Below are 24058 nucleotides of genomic sequence, written 5' to 3'. Positions count from 1 at the left end.
TATAGCTCCATGCAACATGTTGTATGGAGCTATGTTTTAGATCAAATTACTCCTCTTCTCCGCTACTCAGGACTTCGTCATCGGCTGCGGATTCGACCAGTTTTGCTAACAGCTTTTCTACTTCCTCTTCTGATGAGGTGAGCTTGGCTTTGCAAATGGCGATGAGTTGAGATGCTCGACGTATCTTTTCTGTCAGCTCGTCGACATCAGTTTGTCCAGATTCGATTTCCGATACAATCCGTTGAAGCTCTTCAAATGCATCGTTATAGGTGTATGTATTTTCCATTGTTGGTTTATCTGTTTAAAGTTTTTTCATCACTTTACTATACACTGTTCCGTCATACAGGATAGTTTCGATTTCATCGCCCACCTTTACCGAAATCCCCTTCGTAACAGCATGACCGTTAATTTTAGTAATGCTAAATCCTTTTTTAAGCAACTGCTTTGGATCTGCCAATTGTAGTAATCTTTGTATACTGTTAAGATCTGCTTTTCGGTCTTTCAACAATTGCCTACAGAAGAGTTGTAAGTGATTGGTTAATGTTGTTAGTTTATGGTCTTCAGTAGCTAATATAGCTTTGCTATTCCACGATATGGACTGGCTATATTGAGCTAATAGGCGGTCTTCTTTTTCAAATAAACTTTTTGAGGCTTGTATGATACGATTTTGAGCTTCATCCACCGGAATAGCAAATTGATGAAATTTCTGTATTAAGAAGTCGGCCAGCTCACTAGGGGTAATCGCATTCTGGTATGCAACCATCTCGCTGACAGTTTCATTGGTGGAATGTCCGATGCCTGTGATAACAGGTATCGGAAAAATTGCAATCGCTTTAGCCAATTGATAGTTATTGTAAGAGGAAAGCCCCACCTCTCCGCCACCGCCACGAATGATCGCCACCGCGTCAAACTCATCGGTTTTCTCGGCAATATTGGCTAATTGTCGAATAATAGAGGGAATAGATTTGTCTCCTTGCAATAGTGCGGGAAACAAGGTATACTCGAATTTATATTTCCAGGGATTCCGTTGAATAATTTTAAAAAAATCGGATAGCCCTTTACTCGTTTCCACAGAGACGATTGCGAGACGCTTGGGCAGGAGGGGAAAAGGCAAGGTTTTATTAGCCCGGAATATACCTTCTGCCTGAAGCTTTTGTATACTTTCTCGTTTCTCCCTTTCCAACTCACCCAACACAAACGTGGGATCTATATCGACGATTTTAAGGCTAAAGCCATACAACGGGTCGTAAGAAATACCTGCTTGGAATAAAATGGTAATGCCGTCTCTCAAGGGCTCATTTAACAGCTTGCGGAACTGCTCATTAATTCGTTGGTAGTCGGTTTTCCACAGTATCGAGCGCATCTCTGCTACCACCTTCCCCTCTTTTTTCTCGACCAGTTCTGGATAACAATGTCCCGAGTGGGTATAATGGTTAAGTTTGTTCATCTCCGCTTTAATCCAATATAGACTTCTGTATCGTTCCGCAATAGTTTTCTGAATACTGCGGGATACTTCCAAAAGAGAAAAAATAGTCTTATTGTCTATAACTTCGGGCATAAATCAAATATAGAATTTTTATGTTCTTTTTTACTTTAAAAAAGAACCAAAAAAATCGTCGCTACGGATATTTTAATACATTTACAATTTAAAATGATGAATAGAATGAAAAGTACGATAACTTATTTTTGTTTATTACTACTATTATATACCACCAACAGCTTTGCGCAATACAAACAAACTGTGGTCAATAAAACTACTATGGTCCAAAATGCTGGCGGATTGGTGCCTTTAAAGCGTTTGGACAGGCACCGCATGGCGGTAATTACGCCTTTTCCTAATAAATACGCTCATTTTGTAAATATGATAAAGCGTTATGCTGATGTGGAAAGTTTTAATTTTAACGGTTATGAAGAGCATACAAAATATCACAATACTATTATTATTGTTGGCACAAAGGAAGATCTCCGAAACGATTTGTTGTTGATGGTTCAACAATCAATAGTACATAATAAACAAGTTATTGTCGTACGATTTGAAAATAAGGCTACAACTTCCAGTTGGTCGCCGGCGCGTTTACAAGGTCGATTTTCGGAATTGATTTATCCCGAATTTAATAAGGAAGCTCAGCAGTATGCTGCCATGTCGATTTTTGGGGGGCTAGCTATCACACAGGGACAAAATAAAACGGAACAGACTCGCTTGCAGTATGCGACGGAAAATTCCTGCGGATTGGATATGGAGGGCATGACAAAAAAGATTGATGTCATTGCTGCGGAAGCTATTCGGGAACACGCGGCTCCAGGTATGGTTGTTATGGCCGTGAAAGATGGACAGGTTATTTTTGATAAAGCGTATGGCACGCATACTTATGGTACTAATGCAAAAACGACGACCTCCGATATATTCGATCTCGCATCCGTCAGTAAGATTGCAGGTACAACTCCTGTAATCATGCATTTGCAAGAAAGGGATATTATTCATTTGGATAGCAGTATGGGGTGTTATTTAGGGCAGGCACAAGAGACGAATAAAAAGGATATCACACTTCGTAGCGTATTGTTACATGAAGCAGGGTTTACCCCTTTTATCCCTTTTTATCGAAACCTGAAACCAGGTGATTTGGTGTATAAACCAGATACAGCTCATCAAGTGCGCGTGGCAGACAAAGCCTATCTCCGGAACAACTATTATAGGGATGTAATGTGGCCTCAAATGCTGATGTCACCCGTAAAACCTATCGGCAATTATGTATATAGCGATATTAGTATGTACGTCATGAAAGAAATTGCGGAACGCATGACGTCCAAGCCAATGGAAGAATATGTACAGGAACTGCTGTATCAGCCCATTGGTATGAAAACAGCGGGCTATAATCCGCGTCAGCGCTTTGCAAAAAAACAAATTGTACCAACACAGAACGATACGGTTTTCCGAAAAGAGTTATTACAAGGTTATGTGCATGATGAAGGAGCGGCGATGGCCGGGGGCATAGCGGGTCATGCGGGGCTTTTTGCTACAGCAAATGATCTGGCTATTTACGGTCAATTACTGTTAAATAGAGGTGAGTACGGAGGTATCCGGTATTTCAGGCCGGAGACAGTCGATTTATTTACATCCAGACAATCGTTGACCAGCCGGCGTGGGCTAGGTTTTGATCGAGCTGACCCGGATAAGAAAAAAGAATATCCTTCTCGACTGGCAAATGAATCCGTGTTTGGGCATACAGGTTATACCGGCACGTGTATATGGATCGATCCCCAAAATCAACTTATTTACATTTTCTTGTCCAATCGGGTTCATCCGCAAGTATCCACAAAGTTGTTGGATTTAAATATACGTAGTCGAATACAAGATGCTATTTACGAAAGTTTGTAATGCAAAATAATACTTAACTTCGCTTAATGGCGAAAGCAAAAACAACATATTTCTGTCAGCAATGCGGCTATGAATCTCCCAAGTGGTTGGGGCAATGTCCTTCTTGCAAGCAATGGAACACTTTTGTCGAAGAAGTGGTAGAAAAGACAGGTTCTAAGGTGCCCGAGTGGCGAAGTACCACGACGCCGACATCCTCACGACGAACAAACAAAGCGGCGATCATCAACGAAATTGTTTATCAGGATGAACAACGTCTGACAACACCTGATAAGGAATTTAATCGGGTGTTAGGAGGAGGTATTGTACCGGGATCTCTTGTCCTGATCGGTGGTGAGCCTGGAATTGGTAAATCAACGCTGATGCTGCAATTGGCGCTGGGCATACCCAAAGTCAAAACACTTTATATCTCGGGTGAGGAGAGCGAACAGCAGATTAAAATGCGGGCAGAACGACTTGCGCAGAGCGCAACTGCAAATTGCTATATCCTGACCGAGACATCCACACAGCAGATTTTTAAGCAGATAGAAACGGTGCAACCCGATATGGTGGTTATCGACTCGATTCAGACGCTGCACTCTTCCCAGATAGAGTCAGCTCCGGGCTCGGTATCTCAGGTGCGGGAATGTACAGCTGAACTCTTGCGTTTTGCTAAAGAGACCAGTACACCTGTATTTATTGTAGGGCATATTACTAAGGAGGGTTCTATTGCAGGTCCAAAAGTATTGGAGCACATGGTCGATACGGTATTACAATTTGAAGGGGATCGGAATCATGTGTATCGTATCCTGCGAGCCGTAAAGAATCGCTTTGGTTCATCCTCCGAGTTAGGGATATATGAAATGCAGGGATCAGGACTTCGGGAAGTTTCCAATCCTTCGGAGATTATGATCTCCCAGCGTGACGAACCTGTCAGTGGAGTCGCTATTGCTGCCATGTTGGAGGGTATGCGTCCGCTCATGATTGAAGTGCAGGCTTTGGTGAGTAACTCTGCTTTTGGTACCCCACAGCGAACCTCAACGGGATTTGATACAAAACGGTTAAGCATGCTGCTTGCCGTTTTGGAAAAACGCTTTGGTTTCCGGCTTAGCGCGCAGGATGTCTTCTTGAATATTGCCGGTGGATTACGCGTTGAAGATCCTGCTATTGACCTAGCTGTTATTGCGGCGTTAATATCCTCTCAACAAGACATTCCATTGCCATCGCAGGTAACATTTGCGGGAGAAGTAGGATTATCTGGTGAAATCCGTGCTGTAAACCGTATCGAACAGCGCATTATGGAAGCAGAAAAATTGGGATTCGAAGGAATTTTTATCTCGAAATATAATACGAAGGGGCTGGATGCTAAAAAATACGACATTGCTATTCGTCCACTGGCTAGGTTAGAGGATTTGTTCAGCGCGTTGTTTGGATAGGGACATGTAAAGATTTATTTCTATTTTTATCTAGATTAAAAATTACATATGGCATCAGGTATTTTTGCGATTTTGGACGATATCGCAGCATTAATGGACGATGTAGCCGTGACGGCTAAAGTTGCTACTCGCAAAACCGCAGGTATTTTGGGTGACGATTTAGCGGTTAATGCCGAAAAGGCAACAGGTTTTTTATCCTCTCGGGAAATACCTGTTCTATGGGCTATAACAAAGGGTTCATTTATCAATAAACTTATTATTGTTCCAATTGCATTATTGTTAAACACTTTTTTTCCGATTGCTATAAAGATTGCTTTAATTTTGGGTGGTTTTTATCTTGCCTATGAAGGAGCGGAAAAAATTATCGAATATTTCTTTCATCGCCCGAAGGGTGATACGCCCATTGTGGAGAAAAAAGAAGAAGAAAGCAGTGAAGTCGAGAAAGCGAAAATTAGATCGGCGATAACAACCGATTTTATCCTTTCCGTTGAGATTGTCATTATTGCACTGGGGACGGTGCTGGATCGAAGCCTTACCATACAGATTCTAACGGTTTCCGTTGTTGCTCTTTTGGCAACGGTAGGGGTGTATGGTATTGTAGCGCTTATTGTCCGTATGGATGATACCGGTTATCGTCTAATTAAATATAGTAACGAGAAAGGATTTTTGTCGGTTTTAGGACGTCTGCTCGTGAAATCATTGCCTATCGTGATCAAATCGTTATCGGTTATCGGTACGGTGGCACTGATATTAGTCTCAGGTGGTATCTTTGTACATAATATTGACTATATCCACCATCTTTTTCCATCGTTGCCTGCTATTATTAAGGAATTTGTAGTCGGATTAATTGCAGGAGTATTAGTAGTCGCAATTTTTACTGGGGTTAAGAAGATATATCACCTATTCCTGTAACTATCCTATATTGGCTATTCTATGTATAGACGACTGTTACTTCTTTTTCTGATTACGATACCATCATCTATAGCCTTGTGTCAGGAGGTAAGGAAAGATGATGCTACCTTAATCGACTTGATCCGGTTGATTGATAGAAAGCAGGAATTTATGGAAGTGAAAGAGATGAAAATCCGAGGTCTGGTACAAGCATTCAGCCAACTTGCCGACCACGATAGCACCCGATATTTGATTGCCAAACAGCTTTATCAGGAATATACACCCTACAAATTGGATTCGGCCATTGTATACGCAGAATATAGTTTGCAACTCGCCCGGCGGTACGGCCATGCCGAATGGATAACAGAGAGCAATCTTGATCTGGCAGCCTTACATTTCACGGCCGGTATGTATATCGACTCTTATAATATTTTACAAGATATATCGAGTGAGCGACTTCCCTCGCCCTTACGTGTGAAATACTATGATGCACGTAAGAGATTATATAAGTTTTATTCTTCTGCCAATCACTACGATGATAAATACGAAGCTCAGAGTGATCTTTATCGTGATTCGTTGCTCCATGAATTAGATCCTGAAAGTACACAATACCAGATTGTTTATGCGGAGAAACTACTGGATCATCAGCAGTTGGAGAAAGCCAAAACGATATTAATGCGACTTTTGAGTCAATCCGACGAAGAGAACCACGAGCGCGCTATCCTTTGTTATGCGCTGGCAACGGTCTTTAGGCAGGAAGGGAATATTCCCCTACAGCGTCGGTATTTGATACAGTCTGCTATATACGATATCAAGAACGCCATTAAGGAAAATGCCGCCATGCAAGCGTTGGCTTCTTTACTCTACGAAACGGAACATATTGAAGAAGCCTATAAATGTATACAATCCTCCATGGAGGATGCTATCTTTTGCAATGCTCGTTTCCGGGCCTATGAAGCCTCGCAGATTTTTCCCATCATCGATTCTGCATATCAAGAAAATGAAGCGCAGAAAAAGGATATGTTGACCGGCTTTTTGTTGTTGGTGTCAGTACTTTCTATTTTTCTGGCTTTAGCGATTATTTATGTTTACCGACAGATGAAAAGGATAAATAGGGTACGGGAAGAGCTGTTTGAGGCGAATCAACGTTTGCAGGAACTGAATGCCCGGTTGAATACAACCAACGATGCCCTGCATAAGACGAATCTCGAAGTATCCTCTATTAATAAAGACTTAGCAGAGGCTAACCACATTAAAGAAGCCTATATCGGTCAATTCTTGGATCTATGTTCGACGTATATCGATAAACTGGAGCACTTTCAGACCGTGCTGAAAAAGATGGTCATGGGCGGTAAAATGGATGAGCTCCTGAAGCGTTTAAAATCAAGAGATATGATTGAACGGGAAGTAAAAGAGCTGTTTTCTACGTTTGACCATATTTTTCTTCATATCTATCCGAATTTTGTCGAAGACTTTAATGTGCTATTGATGGAAGAGGAACGCTTTGTGCTGAAAAACAATGAACTTTTAAATACAGAACTCCGCATATTTGCTTTAATCCGACTGGGTATTACAGATAGTTCAAAAATTGCAGGATTTCTCCATTATTCCACCAACACGATTTATAGTTATCGCACGCGGATAAGAAATAAAGCACGTGTCCCTAGAGAAAAATTTGACGATATGGTCATGAAAATAGGAAGAATTAGCAAGATTTAGCATTATACTTTCTATATTTTTCACATCCTGTTTTTTGTATAATTATCTGTTTGTCAGAAAGTTGGTTTATTTTTAGGTCTATATTTTATCTTGACGCCCTTTTTTAGACCTAATTCTCTCCTAGCTTTGTATAAGACTTCCAAGAGTAAACCTGATAGAGGCTGGCGGTCAATTATAAATTGTGTTATTCATTAAAGTAAAGCGTTATTTATGAAAATCTTTTTGTGTCACAGACGTACTGCAGTGATGTATGTCCTACTGGCTATGTGGAGTGTGCTATTGCATGTCGATGCGTATGCGCAGCAGCGAAGCATCTCCGGTACCGTATCAGATCGTGCAGGCAACCCGGTTGCAGGGGCTTCGGTAGCTGTTTTGGGGAAAAATGCAGCAACGCGTACCGATGCGGACGGACAATTTTCGCTACAGGCAGAAACGGGGGATGTACTGCACGTTACCTCGATTGGCTATTCATTGATTGAGCAACCTGTAGATGCTTTATCTGTTTATCAGATCACCCTGCTGGAAAGCCAGGAAGAGCTGGAGGAGATTGTCGTGGTGGGGTATGGTACCGTGCGAAAACGTGATCTAACGGGGTCAATGGCTTCGGTCGGTTCGGAGGCCATGAAAGATCGACCTGTCGCCAATATCGGAGAAGCATTGCAAGGACGCGCATCCGGTGTACAGATTGTGAATAGTGGAGCGCCGGGAAGCAATGTATCTATTCAGATACGTGGATTGGGGTCGATCAATAACAGTGCTCCCCTATTAGTTATTGACGGTGTGCCGACCGATCTTGCATTGAACGCCTTGAATCCCAATGATGTAGAAACCATTGATATCCTCAAAGATGCGTCAGCAACGGCTATTTACGGTTCGCGTGGTGCAAATGGTGTGGTGCTGATTACTACCAAAAAGGGACATAAAGATAAGGGAACCTTCGCTGCCAGTGCCAATTTTGCAACGCAGGAGGCAACCAGTCTTCCTAAAATGTTGAATGCCGCACAGTTTGCCTCGTTGCACAATGAAATGATGGCTAATAATAATGAACGGCAACGGCCTGACTTTGCCGATCCTACGCTTTTGGGAGAGGGTACTGACTGGACTGACGCGCTATTGCGTAGGGACCGCCTGTCTAACTATTCCCTATCTTATTCGGGGGGAGGAGAGAAAAATACCTATTACGTTTCAGGGGGTATCTTGAGCCAAGATGGTATTGTATTGAATACATCCTACAAGCGTTATACCTTTCAGTTTAATAATGAGGCCCAACAGACCTCTTGGCTGAAAATGGGGAATAACCTGAGCTTGAGCCATGATATTAAAAAGAATGGTTCTTACAGCGTTTTGAATACATTGGCCTCATTGCCCACGCAACCCATATACAATGAAGACGGTAGCTTCTCCGGACCGGGAAATGAAGCGATTTTCTATGGGGATTTGAGGAACCCCATCGGTACCGCCTTATTGGATCAAAATACCACCAATGGATATAATCTGTTGGGCAACTTGTATGCTGAGGCAAAGTTTTTAGACCATTTTACATTCAAAACCATCGTTGGCCTGGACTATAAAGCATGGGACAATGTGAACTTTGCTCCCAAATATGATTGGAAACCCATTCCCGTGCCGAATTCATTCCGGAGCGAGAGTTCCAACAAGAGCCTGACGTATCTGTGGGATAATACGTTGACGTATACCAATACCTTCGATGGGATTCACGATGTTAACATTATGGTCGGTTCCAGTGCCCAGAACAATGAGTATAACTACATGACGGGCAGTATTAAAGAGTTTCTATCCGATAACAATAACCAGCTCAACAACGGCTTGCTTGACCCGACGGTTGGCGGTAGTCGGAATGAGTGGGCACTTCTTTCTTTTTTCGGTCGTGCCAATTATACCTTCGACAATAAGTATTTACTGACGGCCACGGTACGTCATGACGGAACCTCCCGTATTGCACCAGACAATCGTTGGGGAACATTTCCTTCCTTTGCGGCTGCTTGGCGGATCTCCGAAGAAGATTTCTTTAACAAGAACCATATTTTCGGAGATGTAAAAGTACGCGCCGGATATGGTGTCACCGGTAATCAGGCCGTTTTGGATATCTATGCGGCATCCGCACGCCTCAATACATCCAGATACGTGTTTAATGACACGCCGGTCTCTACATTGTATCCATTGGTCATGCCAAACCCAAATATTCGCTGGGAAACGATCAAACAGACGAATGTCGGGGTCGATGCCGCATTTTTTGAAAACAGGATCAATGTCACATTTGATACCTATATCAAGAAAACCTCCGATATGTTGGTCAGTATGGTTGTACCGATCACCACGGGATATTCCGATATCTATACGCCAATGATCAATGCGGGTGAGGTAGAAAATAAAGGATGGGAATTGACCATCGGAAGTGATAACTTACGTGGCGATTTCAAATGGCATTCTGATTTTAATATTTCGTACAACAGAAATAAGATTGTCAACCTGCATGGTGATGTGCCGATCTATTTCGGATACCAGTCCCATACCGTTGGACAGCCTGTATCGGGATTTTATGGCTGGCGTACCAACGGTCTTTTCCAAAATTGGGATGAGGTGAACAGCTACGCACATCAATATCAGGGTGCAGACCCGGCGAATAGTACGGCACCCGGAGACATCAAGTTTTTAGATTTAAGTAAAGATGGTGTGGTTAATGATTACGACCGAACCTATCTGGGGAATCCAACGCCAAGCTGGAGTTTTGCCATGGGAAACAGGTTGTCTTATAAAAACGTTGATATGGAACTGTTTTTACAAGGCGTAGCAGGCAATCAGATATATAATGCTAACCGGGTCACCTTGGAAGGTATGTATACGATTCGTAACCAGACGACGAAAGTACAAGAGCGTTGGACGGGTGAAGGAACGAGCAATGAAATGCCTCGTGCAATCTACAGTGACCCTAACCGAAACACCCGTAATTCGGATCGTTTTATCGAAGAAGGAAAATATTTGCGCCTAAAAAATGTGACAATCGGTTATACGTTACCGAATGTCCTATCGGAGCGCGCAAAAATCAGCAGTCTACGTTTTTATCTGTCGGGTCAGAATTTGCTGACCTGGACGAATTACTCGGGTTTTGATCCGGAAGTAATCGGTGGTGTAGACAATAGTAATTATCCGATTACCCGAAACCTGAGTTTAGGTGTAGATTTTAGATTCTAAAACATTCAGCATAACGATTATGAACAAGATATTTTATACGGCTTTTTTAATTTTTCCTTTACTATTCAGTGCCTGCTCGGGTTTCTTGGATAAAGAACCTTTTGAAGATCCGAGTGCCGAATCGGTAAAAGATGCTGCTTCAGCCGTGGCGATGGTAAATGCCGCCTATCAGCCTTTGCAACGCCCTAAATTATACAACATGCGGATCTGGTCATTGGATATCATGGCGGGAAACAGTGTCGTGGGTGCTGGCGGTGGCGATGATGGTATCGAAACAATACAGTTGGCCAACTTTTCTACCGGCCCAGACAATTTTGCAGCAGTTGACCTCTGGCGGGGGCCGAACCCCGGAATATTATATTGCAACACGGTGTTGGAGAATGTGCCTGATATGGATATTGACGAGAACCTTAAAAACCGGATTATCGGTGAGGCAAAGTTCCTACGGGCGCATTATTATTTCCTGTTGATACAACTTTTTGGCGATGTGCCGTTGAGTTTGGTCCCCCCGAAACCAAATGATGATTTGAACCAGGAACGGATAGACAAAAACCGCATTTATAATGAAGTCATTATACCCGATTTGAATGATGCCATCAATCTGTTGCCCCGACGGGAAGAATATGGAGACGAAGATAAAGGGCGTGCAACAAAAGGAGCGGCCGCAGGGATATTGGCGAAGGTATACCTAACGCTGAAACAATATGAGCAGGCAGTCGAGATGTGTAATCTCGTAGCTGATTACGGCTATGTACTCAATCCTGATTATAGCGATTGTTTCGGTGGAGAGAAAAGGAATAAGAACACACCGGAATCTCTCTTTGAAGTACAATACTATGGGCTTACAAATGCGGGTTTTTGGGATGATGAAAACCAGGCAAATTGGCTGAGTACCTATATGGGGCCACGTAATTCTGGTTGGGTAGGTGGCGGTTACGGCTGGAACCAACCGACGGACGAATTTGTCAGCCAATATGAAGAAGGTGATTTGCGCAAAGATAAGACCGTACTCTATGAAGGGGGGCCTTTGTTTGACGGCAAGCAGTACAAATCCAATATGTCTTCTACAGGATATAACGTCCGGAAATTTTTGGTGTCGTTGTCCGTATCACCGGATTACAACACAAATGCGGCAAATATCGTGGTGTTACGTTATGCCGATGTATTGCTCATGAAAGCGGAAGCACTGAACGAGCTTGGTCGTACCGGAGAAGCCGTAGAGCCGTTATATAGTGTTCGCGAACGTGCGGGTTTGACCAATAAGCAGGAGCTGGAAAATTTGTCACAAAGTGACATGCGCGAAAAAATCCGTCAAGAGCGGCGTATCGAGCTGGCTTTTGAAGGACACCGTTGGTTTGATATGATCCGGTGGGATAACGGACAGTATGCGTTGGACTTTCTGCACAGTATCGGTAAGCTGAACGCAGCCAGAAAGCACCTATTGCTTCCTATTCCACAAGTAGAACGGGATGCCAACCCGAAATTGAGACAGAATCCCGGTTATTAATATGTTTACGATGAAGAAGATATATCATATCCTGAGCTTATGTTTGGTAATCCCCATGTTATTGAGCTCTTGTAAAGAAGATTTTGGCGGTATAGATTATCCCGATGGGCCGTTGGCCTTGTCCGTAGATGAATCGGAAATCGTTTTGGACGTGGCCGCACCGGAAAGCGATGCAATTACCTTTCAGTGGACTCCGGGATCGAATTTTGGATCCAATGCTGCGATAAAATATACTTTTGAGCTGGCGGTAAGGGGGACAAATTTTGACGAAGCGGTCAGTAGTACCCACGACCAGGGAAATACGATGCTGGCCTATCGGACGGCCGTCCTCAACAGCTTATTGCTGAATGATTTTGACGTGGAACCCGGGAGCTCGGTGGAGTTAGAGGTCCGTGTAACGGCGCATGTGCAGGCGGCAGGTATAGCTCCGCAGGTATCTGACGCTATAGTGATAACCGTGCAGACCTATAAACCTGTTAGCTCCACGTTATTCCTGATCGGCAGTGCCACACCGAATGGATGGAGTGCAGATGACCCAACACCCATGAATGCCGTGCAGGGTACACCGGGAGGCTTTATGTGGCAAGGCAATTTAGTTCCGGGCGAGTTTAAATTTATCACGACAGAAGGCCAGTTTACGCCTTCCTACAACCGCGGCGAAAACAACAATACCCTGTATTTTAGGGAGTCAGAAGACGATCCGTATGATGAGCCGTTCCATATCACGGAAGCAGGAACATATCAGATTAGGGTTAACCTGATTGCCCGGACGATAGACATCGTAGAAGCAGAAGGGCCTCCCTATAGCGAACTGTGGTTTGTCGGAGGCTTTACGGGATGGCAGTTTGCGCCGATGGTGCAGGATGCCAATGATCCGTTTATCTTTTACTACCACGCTGCACTGAGCTCAGATGCCGGATCGGATGAATTCAAGATCGCCACTCGGCCGGATTTTGATCAGAGCATCGTATTCCTGCGTCCGGAAACCAACGGACAGGGAGTGGGTACGGATTTACCGGTGGCGAGCTGGTCGGAAAGTGAGAACGCAGCGGACTATAAATGGAAAATACCGGATGGCACGTACAAAATCAGGTTGGATCTGCGTGAAAATAAAATCGATATTGTACCCTTCAAACCTTATGCTACTATGTATCTGGTTGGGGATGCAACACCAAACGGATGGGATGTGGAAAATGCAACAGCCATGGCAAAAGGGAGTACCGCTTACCAATTTACATGGACGGGTGCGCTAAAAACCGGGGAGTTAAAATTTAGCTGTGATAAGCAGGCAGACTGGAATGGAGCTTGGTTCCTGGCTCTGGCCAATGGGATAGAGCCTACCGGTGATGTGGAACATATACTGTTCAGTAATCCCGGCTCTAATCCGGATAATAAGTGGAAGATCGCGTCTGCGGGAACATATACGATTACCCTGGATCAGTTAAAACATACCATAATCATTGAAAAACAATAGGAAGAAAGAAAATGAAGAAAATACCTTGGTCTTTACTGATTTGTACTACCCTGTTATGGGGAAGTTGCAAAGATTATTATGATGTCAATGCAGATCCAGTTACGTATGGCGAAACCTACTTTAAGGCAGCTCTGCATAAAGATCGGGCAGTATATAGTCCCGGCGATCAGGTAAAACTCTCCTTGGATAGCAAAATCGATCCACAGGAATTAACGGTGTGCTATACGCATCTCGGAGAGGTATTAAAAGAAGAGAAGCTAACAGGCTCTTCTTGGACTTGGACAGCACCATCGGATGACTTTAAGGGGTATTTGATATATGTGTATAAAAGCAGTGATCCACAGAAAAAAGCTTTATACAGCATGGCAATTGATGTATCATCGGAATGGACGAAATTTCCGAGATATGGTTTTGTTTCCAGTTACGGGCGCTTATCGCCAGAGATAATTCAACGGAATATCGAGAACCTAAGCCGTTTTCATATCAATGGCGTACAATTCTACGACTGGAAATACTATCATCAGAAACCCCTTGCCGGAACACCGGAAAACCCGGCCGAAAGCTGGCCGGACTTGATCGGGCGGATCAACTACAAAGCTACCGTAGCGGGTTATATCCAGGCAGCACATGACAAGGGGATGAAAGCGATGTTTTATAACCTGTTGTTCGGTGCGTTATCGAATGCCGCGGGTGACGGTGTGCGGGAAGAGTGGTATCTGTTTAAAGATGCTGACCGGAATGAAAAAGATGTACACCCACTCGATGCCCCGTTTCGCAGTAGTATTTATCTGACGAACCCTGCGAATACGGAATGGCAGAATTACCTCCATAAACGTCATCAGGAAGTATACGATGTATTTGATTTTGATGGCTTTCATATTGACCAATTGGGCAATCGAGGAACCGTTTATGACTATGATGGTCAGGAGGTGGATCTGGCTCAAGCGTACGGCCCGTTTATCGAATCCACTGTTGCTACATTTCCGGATAAATACCATGTGATGAACTCCGTCGCACAATATGGGCAGGAGAGTCCGATTGCAACATCGGATGTAGACTTCCTGTACACCGAAGTTTGGGATCCGTTCAATTCATTCAATGATCTCGTGGGCATTATCCACGATAACTATCGGTATAGCGGTTATGAAAAAAACAGTGTGTTGGCAGCGTATATGAACTACGGACGTTCCAATCAACCCGGATTTGTCAATGAGCCAGGAATCCTGCTCACCAATGCGGTTATCTTTGCCAATGGCGGAGCACATCTGGAAATCGGTGAACATTATCTCACGAACGAGTATTTTCCTAATAATAACTTACAGTTGCGGGGAACAACTAAAGATAAGCTGATCACTTACTACGATTTTATGGTGGGCTATCAGAACCTGCTGCGTGATGGTGGAGAGGCTTTTGAACCTGCTGTCGAAGCACAAAACGACGATGTTGCGGTAGTGAATGGAACTGCTGTCCAAGGAAATATAACGAGTTACGGGCGTCGGTTCAGTAACCGCGATGTTGTTCATCTTGTCAACTTCAACAATACCAGTACCATGGAATGGCGGGACAGCAATGGTACGCAACGCGAACCGAATACCGTGACCGATGTGTCCTTGCGGATTCCGGTAAGCAAAACGGTGCGTAAGGTATGGATGGCGTCGCCGGATATCGCTGCCGGGGCACCTATTGAGTTGCCTGTAGAACAGCAAGGGAATACGTTGACGGTTAGCTTGCCAAGCCTTCAATATTGGGATATGTTGGTTATAGAATATTAAGAATATGAAGTTAATAAGATATATAGTAATAGGGTGTACGGTGTTTCTATCGGCTTTTGGATCAGCGGCACAGCAAGGAACAGGTCCGCAAGCTTGTTCAAGTTATACAATAGATGGGAATGTAGTTACTTTTCATGGAGATGCCGGCGCAAAGCTGCAATTGAAATTCAACAGCAGTTCGATGGTACGGATCTGGTTTGATCCAATGGGTGAACTAAAACGAAGCAACCCTTCCTTTGCGGTGATAAATGAAGAGCTGGAAGACGTGGGGGACATCTCGGTGAATGACGAACCGTCGAGTTATGAGATTTATACCTCCAAGTTACGGGTGAGGCTGCATAAAAAAGATATGCAATTGCTCATCTATGACAAATGGCAAAAATTGATTTTCAGCGATTATCAGGATCGTGGACATGAGGCCGACGGTACGCGTATAGTGGCGCATAAGGTTCTGCGGAACGATGAGAACATTTTCGGTCTTGGCGAGAAAACCGGGCCGCTCAACAGACGCGGGCGTGCCTACAAAATGTGGAATAGCGACCGGCCTTGCTATAGTGCTCAGGAGGATCCGCTCTATAAGAGTATCCCTTTCTTTATGAGCAGTTATAATTATGGGGTTTTTCTGGATAATACCTACAAAACGGAGTTTAAATTCGGTAGCGAGTCGGATGAGTTCTATTCTTTTGAAGCCCCTGACGGTGCTTTTATTTACTATTTTATCTATGGTAAAGATTATAAGGATATTCAGAGCCAATATATTGCGCTAACGGGTAAGCCGATTATGCCGCCAAAGTGGGCTTTTGGCTTTGCACAGAGCCGTGGGCTGTATACCCGGGAAGATCAGGCGCTAGAAATCGCTACAGAATTTAGAAAGCGGCAGATACCCATCGATATTATATACCAGGACATTGGTTGGACACAATGGCTACAGGATTTTGAATGGCGGAAAGGAAATTATGAAAACCCCAAAGCCATGTTGGCGGAGCTGAAGCAAAATGGTTTTAAAATGATCCTGTCGCAGGATCCTGTTATTTCGCAGGCGAACAAGAAGCAGTGGCAGGAAGCCGATGCCAAGGGATTCCTTGTTAAGGATAGCCGTACAGGCAAATCGTATGATATGCCCTGGCCATGGGGCGGTAATTGCGGTGTCGTAGACTTTACAATACCGGAGGTAGCCGACTGGTGGGGCGAGCAGCAGCAAAAGCCATTAGCCGACGGTGCGCATGGTTTTTGGACGGATATGGGTGAACCGGCATGGAGTAACGAAGAGGATGCCGACCGTCTTTATATGCAGCACCATATCGGTATGCACGATGAGATTCACAATGTATACGGCCTCACTTGGGATAAGGTGGTGAAAGAGCAGTTTGAGAAGCATAATCCCAACAAGCGGGTGTTTCAGATGACCAGGGCAGCTTATGCCGGATTGCAGCGTTATACATTTGGCTGGTCGGGCGATAGTGGAAACGGCGCGGATGTCTTGCAGGGTTGGGGGCAGTTTGCCAATCAGGTTGCGGTGGGCATCTCTGCCGGACTTGGGGGAATACCGTTCTGGACGACCGATATTTCGGGCTATTGTGGAGATATTACAGATTATCCGGCTATGGCAGAACTGTATACCCGCTGGATGCAATTCGGAATCTTTAATCCGCTGAGCCGCGCACATCACGAAGGCGACAATGCGGTAGAACCTTGGCTCTTTGGTGAAGTCGCCGAAAAAAATGCAAAAGCCGCCATCGAACTGAAGTATCAGCTTTTCCCATATTTGTATACCTACGGCCGACAGGCTTATGATACCGGTCTTCCGATTCTGCGCGGATTGTTTATGGAGTATCCGGACGACGAGCAGGTGGTTAAGGTGGAAGATCAGTTTATATTCGGACAGGAATTGCTCGTAGCGCCGGTGCTGAAAAAAGGGGAGCGCGTAAAACGGTTGTATCTTCCCGAAGGTGAATGGATCGATTTCAACGATAAGAAGACCGTATATTTCGGCGGTGAAACAATTGCTTACCGGGCACCGCTAAACGTTATCCCGATGTTTGTGAAAAAGGGATCTATCGTACCGATGATGCCGGTGATGCAATACATCCACGAAAGAGAAGATTATCCACTGCATGTGCACATTTTTCCAAATTATGAGGGAGAACAGGCTTCTTTTACCGTGTATGAAGATGATGGGGAGAGTTTGGATTATCAAAACAATGTTTCTTCGCAAACCGGTTTTATCTGCACCACAACAGATATAGGATATACGATGGAAGTTACGCCGCAGGATAAAGGATATACGCCGGCAAAAGGTCGGAATATCGTCTTGCGCTTCCATATAGAGCAAACTCCGGTAGCGGTAAAAGTAGATGGTAAGGCTATTTCCGATAACCCGGATTTGTTTACGGTGGAAACACTGGGCGGAAACAGTCCGGAAACCGCTTGGTCTTGGAATGAAGAAACGGGCGAATGCATGGTGCGTTTCCCAGACAATAGAAAGAAAGTAACAATACAGATAAATGGAATATAACATGATAAAGAAATGGTTTTGGATAGTCGGATTTTGTTGTCTGGGGCTTTGGAGCGCGGCACAGGAATTGAAATCACCAAACGGTAACCTGTCGTTGTCGTTTGCTGTGGAAGATGGGGGTGTGCCGACCTATTCCCTGCACTATAAAAATAAAACGGTTGTGAAACCCAGTAGGTTGGGTTTTACGTTGACAGGGAATACACGCAAATCGGAGTTTGGCGGAGAAACGGATGCAGGTAAAACGCAGTCGGAAAGTTCACTGGCAAGCGGATTTAAGGTCGTAGATCGTCAGGAGTTAACTTTTGACGAAACCTGGCAACCGGTGTGGGGCGAATCTAAGGATATCCGCAACCATTACAACGAGCTGGCGGTAACATTGCAACAGGATGACTCGAAACGAAAAATGGTGATCCGGTTTCGGGTTTACGACGAGGGGGTAGGCTTTCGCTATGAATTCCCCGAGCAACAGGATCTGGCCTATCTGGTCGTGAAAGAAGAAGAAACGGAATTCGCCATGACGGGCGACCATACAGCATTTTGGATTCCCGGAGATTATGACACGCAGGAGTATAATTACACTACTTCCCGATTGTCCGAAATACGTGGCCTGATGCAGGAAGCCATTACACCTAATGCTTCGCAGACCCCGTTTTCGCCAACAGGCGTACAAACGGCATTAATGATGAAAACAGATGACGGCCTGTATATCAATATACACGAGGCGGCGTTGATTGACTTTGCCTGTATGCACTTGAACTTGGACGATAAGAATTTCGTCTTGAAATCTTGGTTGACACCGGATGCAAACGGTACGAAAGGCAATTTACAGACACCGGCACGTAGCCCGTGGAGAACCATTATGGTGAGTGATGATGCCCGTGATATTTTAGCCGCTACCCTGACGCTGAATCTGAATGAACCCTCAAAGATCGAGGATACCTCATGGATTAAGCCAACGAAGTATGTCGGGGTGTGGTGGGAAATGATTACCGGAAAAAGCGAATGGTCATATACCTATGATCTACCTAGTGTGCATATCGGAAAAACCGATTATACCCAGGTAAAACCACACGGCAGACATGGTGCGACTACGGCGAACGTGAAGCGTTACATCGATTTCGCAGCGGCGCATGGCTTTGATGGGGTACTCGTAGAAGGATGGAATATTGGTTGGGAAGATTGGTTTGGAAATGCGAAAGACTATGTCTTTGATTTTGTGACTCCCTACCCGGATTTTGATCTGGATGAAATACGTGCGTATGCGAAGAGCAAGGGTGTGAAAATGATTATGCATCATGAAACTTCGGGTTCGATACGAAATTACGAACGGCACTTAGATCAAGCCTATCAATTCATGAAAGATAATGGTTATGATGCGGTGAAAACTGGCTATGTCGGGAATATCATCCCCCGTGGGGAATACCATTATAGCCAATGGATCAACAACCATTATCAGTATGCGCTGGAAAAGGCCGCGGAATATCAGATTATGATCAATGCACACGAAGCGGTACGCCCAACAGGATTAAGTCGGACTTGGCCGAACCTCATTGGAAATGAATCTGCCCGTGGCACCGAATATCAAGCCTTTGGAGGAGATAGAAATCATCCGAACCACGTCACGATCTTACCATTCACCCGACAGATAGGAGGGCCTATGGACTACACGCCGGGTATTTTTGAAATGGATATATCGAAGGTAAATCCGAATAACGACTCTTGGGTCAATAGTACATTGGCCAACCAGTTGGCGCTTTACGTAACCATGTATAGCCCCTTACAGATGGCCGCCGATCTGCCGGAAAACTATGAACGGTTTATGGATGCTTTCCAATTCATCAAGGATGTCGCCTTAGATTGGGATGAGAGCAAGTACCTAGAGGCTGAACCGGGGGAGTACGTTACCGTAGCACGCAAGGCAAAAGGAACAAATACCTGGTTTGTTGGAAATGTAGCGGGGAAAAATGGTCATACCTCGGAGTTGGAATTCGGATTTCTAGATCCAGGAAAGAAATATACGGCAACGATATATGCCGATGCGAAAAATGCGCATTATAGGGATAATCCGCAAGCGTATACGATTTCTAAGAAATCGATCACACGTAAGTCGAAGCTGAAATTGAGAAGTGCGCCGGGAGGAGGTTATGCTATTCATATTCAAGAAGTAGTGCGATAAAATTAAGGGCGCATCTACTGCGCCCTTAAAGTAACTCTCTTAACTTCGTATTCAATTCCTCACCGCGTATATTTCGAGCTACAATAATCCCTTCTGGATCCACGAGAATATTCTGTGGAATAGCACGTACGCCATATAGTGTCCCCGCCGCATTCTGCCAAGACTGTAGATCAGAGATATGCTTCCAGGTTAACTTTTCTTTTTCAATAGCAGCAACCCAATCTTCCAGTTTACGATCAAAAGAAACACCGAGAATCTCAAAATTCTTATCCTTAAATTCCGCATACGTCTTCACGAGATTAGGGTTTTCTCTACGGCAATCTGGACACCAGGACGCCCAGAATTCGATTAGTACATATTTGCTACGAAGATCTGAAAGAGAGAAAGGTTCGCCTTCAGGAGTAAGCTGGGTGATAGCTGGAGCTTTTTTGCCTATCGATGAGTTCTCTAAACGTTTCAGGTAGTAATTAAACTGTTTACCCTCTTTTGATTTCCTTACAGATTTGTCCAGACCTTTGAATAAAGTACGGAGCTCTTTGTGATCGGGGCTATATCCGCCAACCCGCTGTATAGTTTTCAGTGTCTCGACACTGGAAGGATTTGCCTTGACTTGTGCGATAAGTTCTTCTTTCGTTTCTTGTATCTGCGCGAAAAGAAGAGATGGTATGGTAAACAGGAGCAATGCTATATATTTTCTCATTTTCATCTTTTTTATTTCTTCAAAGATAAAGAATTTCTATTTTCTGGAAGTTATCTCCGGTCAGCACATTGTAAATTGAACGTAGAGGAGTCTCGGATTTGCCTAAAATAAAAATATGAGTATATTTGTTTTGCATAGAATCAATCTAAATAAAATGGAGAATAGTTGTGCACTGACTGTTACACAATACGCCTTTCAACATCAATATATTAAAGGGAGTGCGTTATTTTCTTATAAGACAGAACAAGCGTGTTATATTAATATCCTTTCGCATAATTGTTCGCGAATAGTTCATTATACATTGTCTCATAACGCTTGCATTTTACCGGAAGGACATAATGTTATTCACTATGTCGATGCGTACAGTACTATTGAAATACGAAGCGAAGATGCGTGTAATCATCTGGTTGTCGTATTGATTATGCCCGAAAGTCTCCACTTTTTTCACGACAAATATCAGGAAGAATCGGTGAGATTTGCCAAGGGTTTTGTGACAAAGAGTGATACGCGCTTTCGACTTTTATTTGAGCAACTCCATTCGTTGTCAGAAACAGATTTGCTTTACCAGATGCGTTCAGAGTTGATTATTTTGGAAATTATATTTCATCAAATACAATCGCTGGCAGTAGAAAACAAAAATACACAGCATGTAATTGTGATGAAAGGTCATTATGAGAAAATCCTACTTGCCAAAGAGATTATCGAAGAAGATCTTTCGAAGAATCATAGTATTCCCGAGTTAGCCAAACAAGTGGGGACAAATGTGCAATATCTAAAAAAATACTTTAAGCAGTATTTTGGAAAAACGGTAATGAATTATATCACCGAGAAAAAAATGGAACATGCCAAGGAACTTATTCTTACAGGCGATCATAGAGTGTCGGATGTAGCCCGTATGACAGGCTACAAACACTCCACTCATTTTACCACTGCCTTTAAAAGGCATTTTGGCTTTATTCCTAATTCTTTAAAATATAGCTTTCTGCTCCAGCAAGGAACGGATATTTTGATAGAGTTGGAACATATTTTTGGTTGTTTATGATCAATCAAATCTCCATCTTACAAAGGCTTCGATAGCTTCGTAGTCTGCCAATCCGAGTTTATGATATAGTTCTGCCGTTTCACTGGTACGATCCTCCGCACGTACCCAGAATTCACGTGGGTCATCCCCCGGAAACACCGGTACATCTTTCTGGGATTGGTGCTTGAAGATAGCGAGACGCTTCCGTTTCACTTCTTGTGGAGAAAGCGGAACTGCCATTTCAATTTCATGAATCGGATATTCATGCCAAGCTCCTCGATACAACCATAACCAGCAATCTTTCGTCCATTCCTCGGTTTTTGATAGGCGTTTCAAGGCTTCGAATATAATATCAAAACATACTCTATGTGTCCCATGCGGATCTGCAAAATCACCTGCAGCAAATACCTGATGCGGTTTTACTGCTTGAAGCAATTCCATCGTTTGCTGGATATCGTCTTCATATAAAACTTCTTTAGAAAATTTACCACGATCGTAAAAGGGTAAATCTTGGAAATGAATGTTACTGTCTGGAAGCCCCACAAAACGTGCTCCCGCAATAGCTTCTCCTTTGCGGATCAGCGCCTTAATTGTACGAATAATTTGCGGATCGACCTGATTAGGTTGTTTTGTTTTGAAGAATTCTTTCGCTTCGTTGTAGATATTTGTTGTAACGCCATTGTCGTCATCAATTGCAACGGCAAAATCTTGAACAAATTCCAGATATCGTAAAACATCATCGTCCCAAACAGCCGTGTTGCCTGAAGTTTGATAAGCAACATGTACATTATGCCCTTGATCAGCTAAACGGATGAATGTTCCGCCCATAGAAATAACATCGTCATCGGGATGAGGAGAGAACAGGATAACATTTTTACGTCCCGGCTCTGCCCTTTCCGGTCTATTCGTATCATCTACATTGGGTTTTCCTCCTGGCCAGCCGGTAATCGTACGCTGCAGTTCGTTGAAAATCTTAATATTGATGCTATATGCCGGCCCTTTCTCCGTAACCAATTGGGCCATGCCGTTATTGTTATAATCGTCATCGGTTAACTTTAGAATGGCTTTATTCAATTTCAGAGATAGCCACACCACCGCTTTCTTTATCAAAGTATCCGTCCAGACAACCTCGTGTGCTAACCAAGGCAAATCGAATCGCGTCAATTGTGAAGCGGCATCCGTATCCAATATAAATTCTACCGAATCAGAAAGTTGAAGATACGTTGCCGGAATGTCGGAAGATATTTCTCCCTCCACCGCTTTTTTAACGATTTCTGCTTTTTTCTCATTCCAAGCCATAAGCACAATCTCTTTTGCTTTAAAGATTGTGCCAACGCCCATCGTTAACGCTTTGGTAGGTACGTTTTCTTTACCTCCAAAATCACGGGAGGCGTCTCGACGCGTTAGATCGTCCAGCACGACCAAACGGGTTCCTGAGTTTGGTGCTGATCCAGGCTCATTAAATCCGATATGTCCCGTCCGCCCGATACCTAGCAGCTGGATATCGATGCCTCCCAAATTGGATATCTTGTGCTCATATGCCTCACAGTAGGTATGTATGGCTTCTTCTGGCAGTGTTCCATCGGGAATATTGATGTTCTCTTTAGGAATATCAATATGGTCGAACAAATTTTTGTTCATGAAGGTCACATAACTTTGGGGAGCATCAGGTTTCATGGGATAATACTCGTCCAAATTGAATGTGACAACATTTTTAAAGCTTAATCCCTCTTCTGTATGAAGACGGACCAATTCTTTATACACTTTAACAGGTGTAGCACCGGTAGCCAGACCTAGCACTGCCGTTTCGCCTTTTTCCTGCTTTTTTTTAATGATGGTAGCTATACGATTAGCAACATCCACCGAGGCCTCGTCTTGGTTCGCATATACCTTTACCGGTACACGTTCAAAACGAGTTTCCTCCAATAAATTTAATCTTGCCATTGAATAAGGAATAATTTTTATTGTTTACAACCTGAATAACAAATCTAAGCATAAAACCTTTCTAAATCGAACAAAATATGCAAAATCATGCAAAAAAAAGCATAAATAAGGGGTGCAATCGTTTGTTCTGAGACTTTACAATAATCGGTAGTATGCTTTCTTGTTTTTTGAGGTACTACTTTGTCATGACGTCGGTGTGTTCTGGCCTGACGACGGGGTTCCTACACATCTTGCGGGGGTGATGGATGTTGTTGTTGGTCGATGGAGCGTGCAGGAGTATGTTCTTCCGGCTGCGTTTGGGAGTGATGGGTGCTGCTTCACCCCTGCTTGTCTGTTGG

The 24058-nt window shown here is 43.8% G+C and carries 15 protein-coding genes; 11 read left to right on the top strand and 4 right to left on the bottom strand.

Features of this window, described 5'->3' with window-relative positions:
- Window positions 1–46 precede the first annotated feature (46 nt).
- The gene (gene xseB, locus EWE74_RS13360) at window positions 47–286 is read right to left on the bottom strand and encodes an exodeoxyribonuclease VII small subunit (RefSeq protein WP_130142019.1); all 240 of its coding nucleotides are present in this window, start codon (window positions 284–286) and stop codon (window positions 47–49) included.
- A gap of 15 nt (window positions 287–301) precedes the next feature.
- Window positions 302–1558, bottom strand: a complete 1257-nt coding sequence (gene xseA / locus EWE74_RS13355) for an exodeoxyribonuclease VII large subunit (RefSeq protein WP_130142018.1) — start codon at window positions 1556–1558, stop codon at window positions 302–304.
- Between the two features lie 105 nt (window positions 1559–1663).
- Between xseA and EWE74_RS13350 the strand changes: the two genes are divergently transcribed.
- The 10 genes from EWE74_RS13350 (at window position 1664) to EWE74_RS13305 (ending at window position 20055) form a co-directional block, all read left to right on the top strand.
- The gene (locus EWE74_RS13350; RefSeq protein ID WP_130142017.1) at window positions 1664–3376 is read left to right on the top strand and encodes a serine hydrolase domain-containing protein; all 1713 of its coding nucleotides are present in this window, start codon (window positions 1664–1666) and stop codon (window positions 3374–3376) included.
- A 26-nt stretch (window positions 3377–3402) separates the two neighbouring features.
- Window positions 3403–4788: a DNA repair protein RadA gene (gene radA / locus EWE74_RS13345; protein WP_130142016.1), complete on the top strand. Its 1386-nt coding sequence runs from the start codon at window positions 3403–3405 to the stop codon at window positions 4786–4788.
- Window positions 4789–4836: 48 nt separating this feature from the next.
- The gene (locus EWE74_RS13340; RefSeq protein WP_130142015.1) at window positions 4837–5700 is read left to right on the top strand and encodes a DUF808 domain-containing protein; all 864 of its coding nucleotides are present in this window, start codon (window positions 4837–4839) and stop codon (window positions 5698–5700) included.
- Between the two features lie 21 nt (window positions 5701–5721).
- Entirely contained in the window at window positions 5722–7398 is a 1677-nt protein-coding gene (locus EWE74_RS13335; RefSeq protein WP_130142014.1) for a DUF6377 domain-containing protein, read from the top strand.
- A gap of 210 nt (window positions 7399–7608) precedes the next feature.
- Window positions 7609–10611: a SusC/RagA family TonB-linked outer membrane protein gene (locus tag EWE74_RS13330; RefSeq protein ID WP_206365228.1), complete on the top strand. Its 3003-nt coding sequence runs from the start codon at window positions 7609–7611 to the stop codon at window positions 10609–10611.
- A gap of 19 nt (window positions 10612–10630) precedes the next feature.
- Window positions 10631–12118 carry a RagB/SusD family nutrient uptake outer membrane protein gene (locus EWE74_RS13325; protein WP_130142013.1) on the top strand — a complete coding sequence of 496 codons (1488 nt, stop codon included), beginning with the start codon at window positions 10631–10633 and terminating at the stop codon, window positions 12116–12118.
- Window positions 12119–12128: 10 nt separating this feature from the next.
- Window positions 12129–13592, top strand: coding sequence for a SusF/SusE family outer membrane protein (locus EWE74_RS13320; RefSeq protein WP_130142012.1), 1464 nt, complete (start codon window positions 12129–12131; stop codon window positions 13590–13592).
- A gap of 11 nt (window positions 13593–13603) precedes the next feature.
- Window positions 13604–15364 (top strand): endo-dextranase, encoded by a 1761-nt coding sequence (locus EWE74_RS13315; protein ID WP_130142011.1) that lies wholly within the window; start codon window positions 13604–13606, stop codon window positions 15362–15364.
- A 4-nt stretch (window positions 15365–15368) separates the two neighbouring features.
- A complete protein-coding gene (locus EWE74_RS13310) occupies window positions 15369–17879 on the top strand; it encodes a glycoside hydrolase family 31 protein (protein WP_130142010.1) in 2511 nt (836 codons plus the stop codon).
- Between the two features lies 1 nt (window position 17880).
- Window positions 17881–20055 carry a glycoside hydrolase family 97 protein gene (locus EWE74_RS13305; RefSeq protein WP_130142009.1) on the top strand — a complete coding sequence of 725 codons (2175 nt, stop codon included), beginning with the start codon at window positions 17881–17883 and terminating at the stop codon, window positions 20053–20055.
- 25 nt (window positions 20056–20080) lie between these two features.
- Here EWE74_RS13305 and EWE74_RS13300 read toward each other — a convergent pair whose 3' ends face one another.
- Complete coding sequence (locus tag EWE74_RS13300; RefSeq protein WP_165384716.1) at window positions 20081–20755, bottom strand: peroxiredoxin family protein; 675 nt, start codon at window positions 20753–20755, stop codon at window positions 20081–20083.
- A 115-nt stretch (window positions 20756–20870) separates the two neighbouring features.
- Between EWE74_RS13300 and EWE74_RS13295 the strand changes: the two genes are divergently transcribed.
- On the top strand, window positions 20871–21797 hold the full coding sequence (locus EWE74_RS13295; RefSeq protein ID WP_130142007.1) for a helix-turn-helix transcriptional regulator: 927 nt from the start codon (window positions 20871–20873) through the stop codon (window positions 21795–21797).
- Here the strand turns inward: EWE74_RS13295 and nagB are convergent, their stop codons facing one another.
- Entirely contained in the window at window positions 21798–23720 is a 1923-nt protein-coding gene (nagB, locus tag EWE74_RS13290; protein ID WP_130142006.1) for a glucosamine-6-phosphate deaminase, read from the bottom strand.
- Between the last annotated feature and the right edge of the window lie 338 nt (window positions 23721–24058).

This window comes from Sphingobacterium corticibacterium (assembly GCF_004208525.1).
GTDB classification, from domain to species: Bacteria; Bacteroidota; Bacteroidia; order Sphingobacteriales; family Sphingobacteriaceae; genus Sphingobacterium; species Sphingobacterium corticibacterium.
This window is presented reverse-complemented; position numbering and strand designations above follow the sequence as displayed.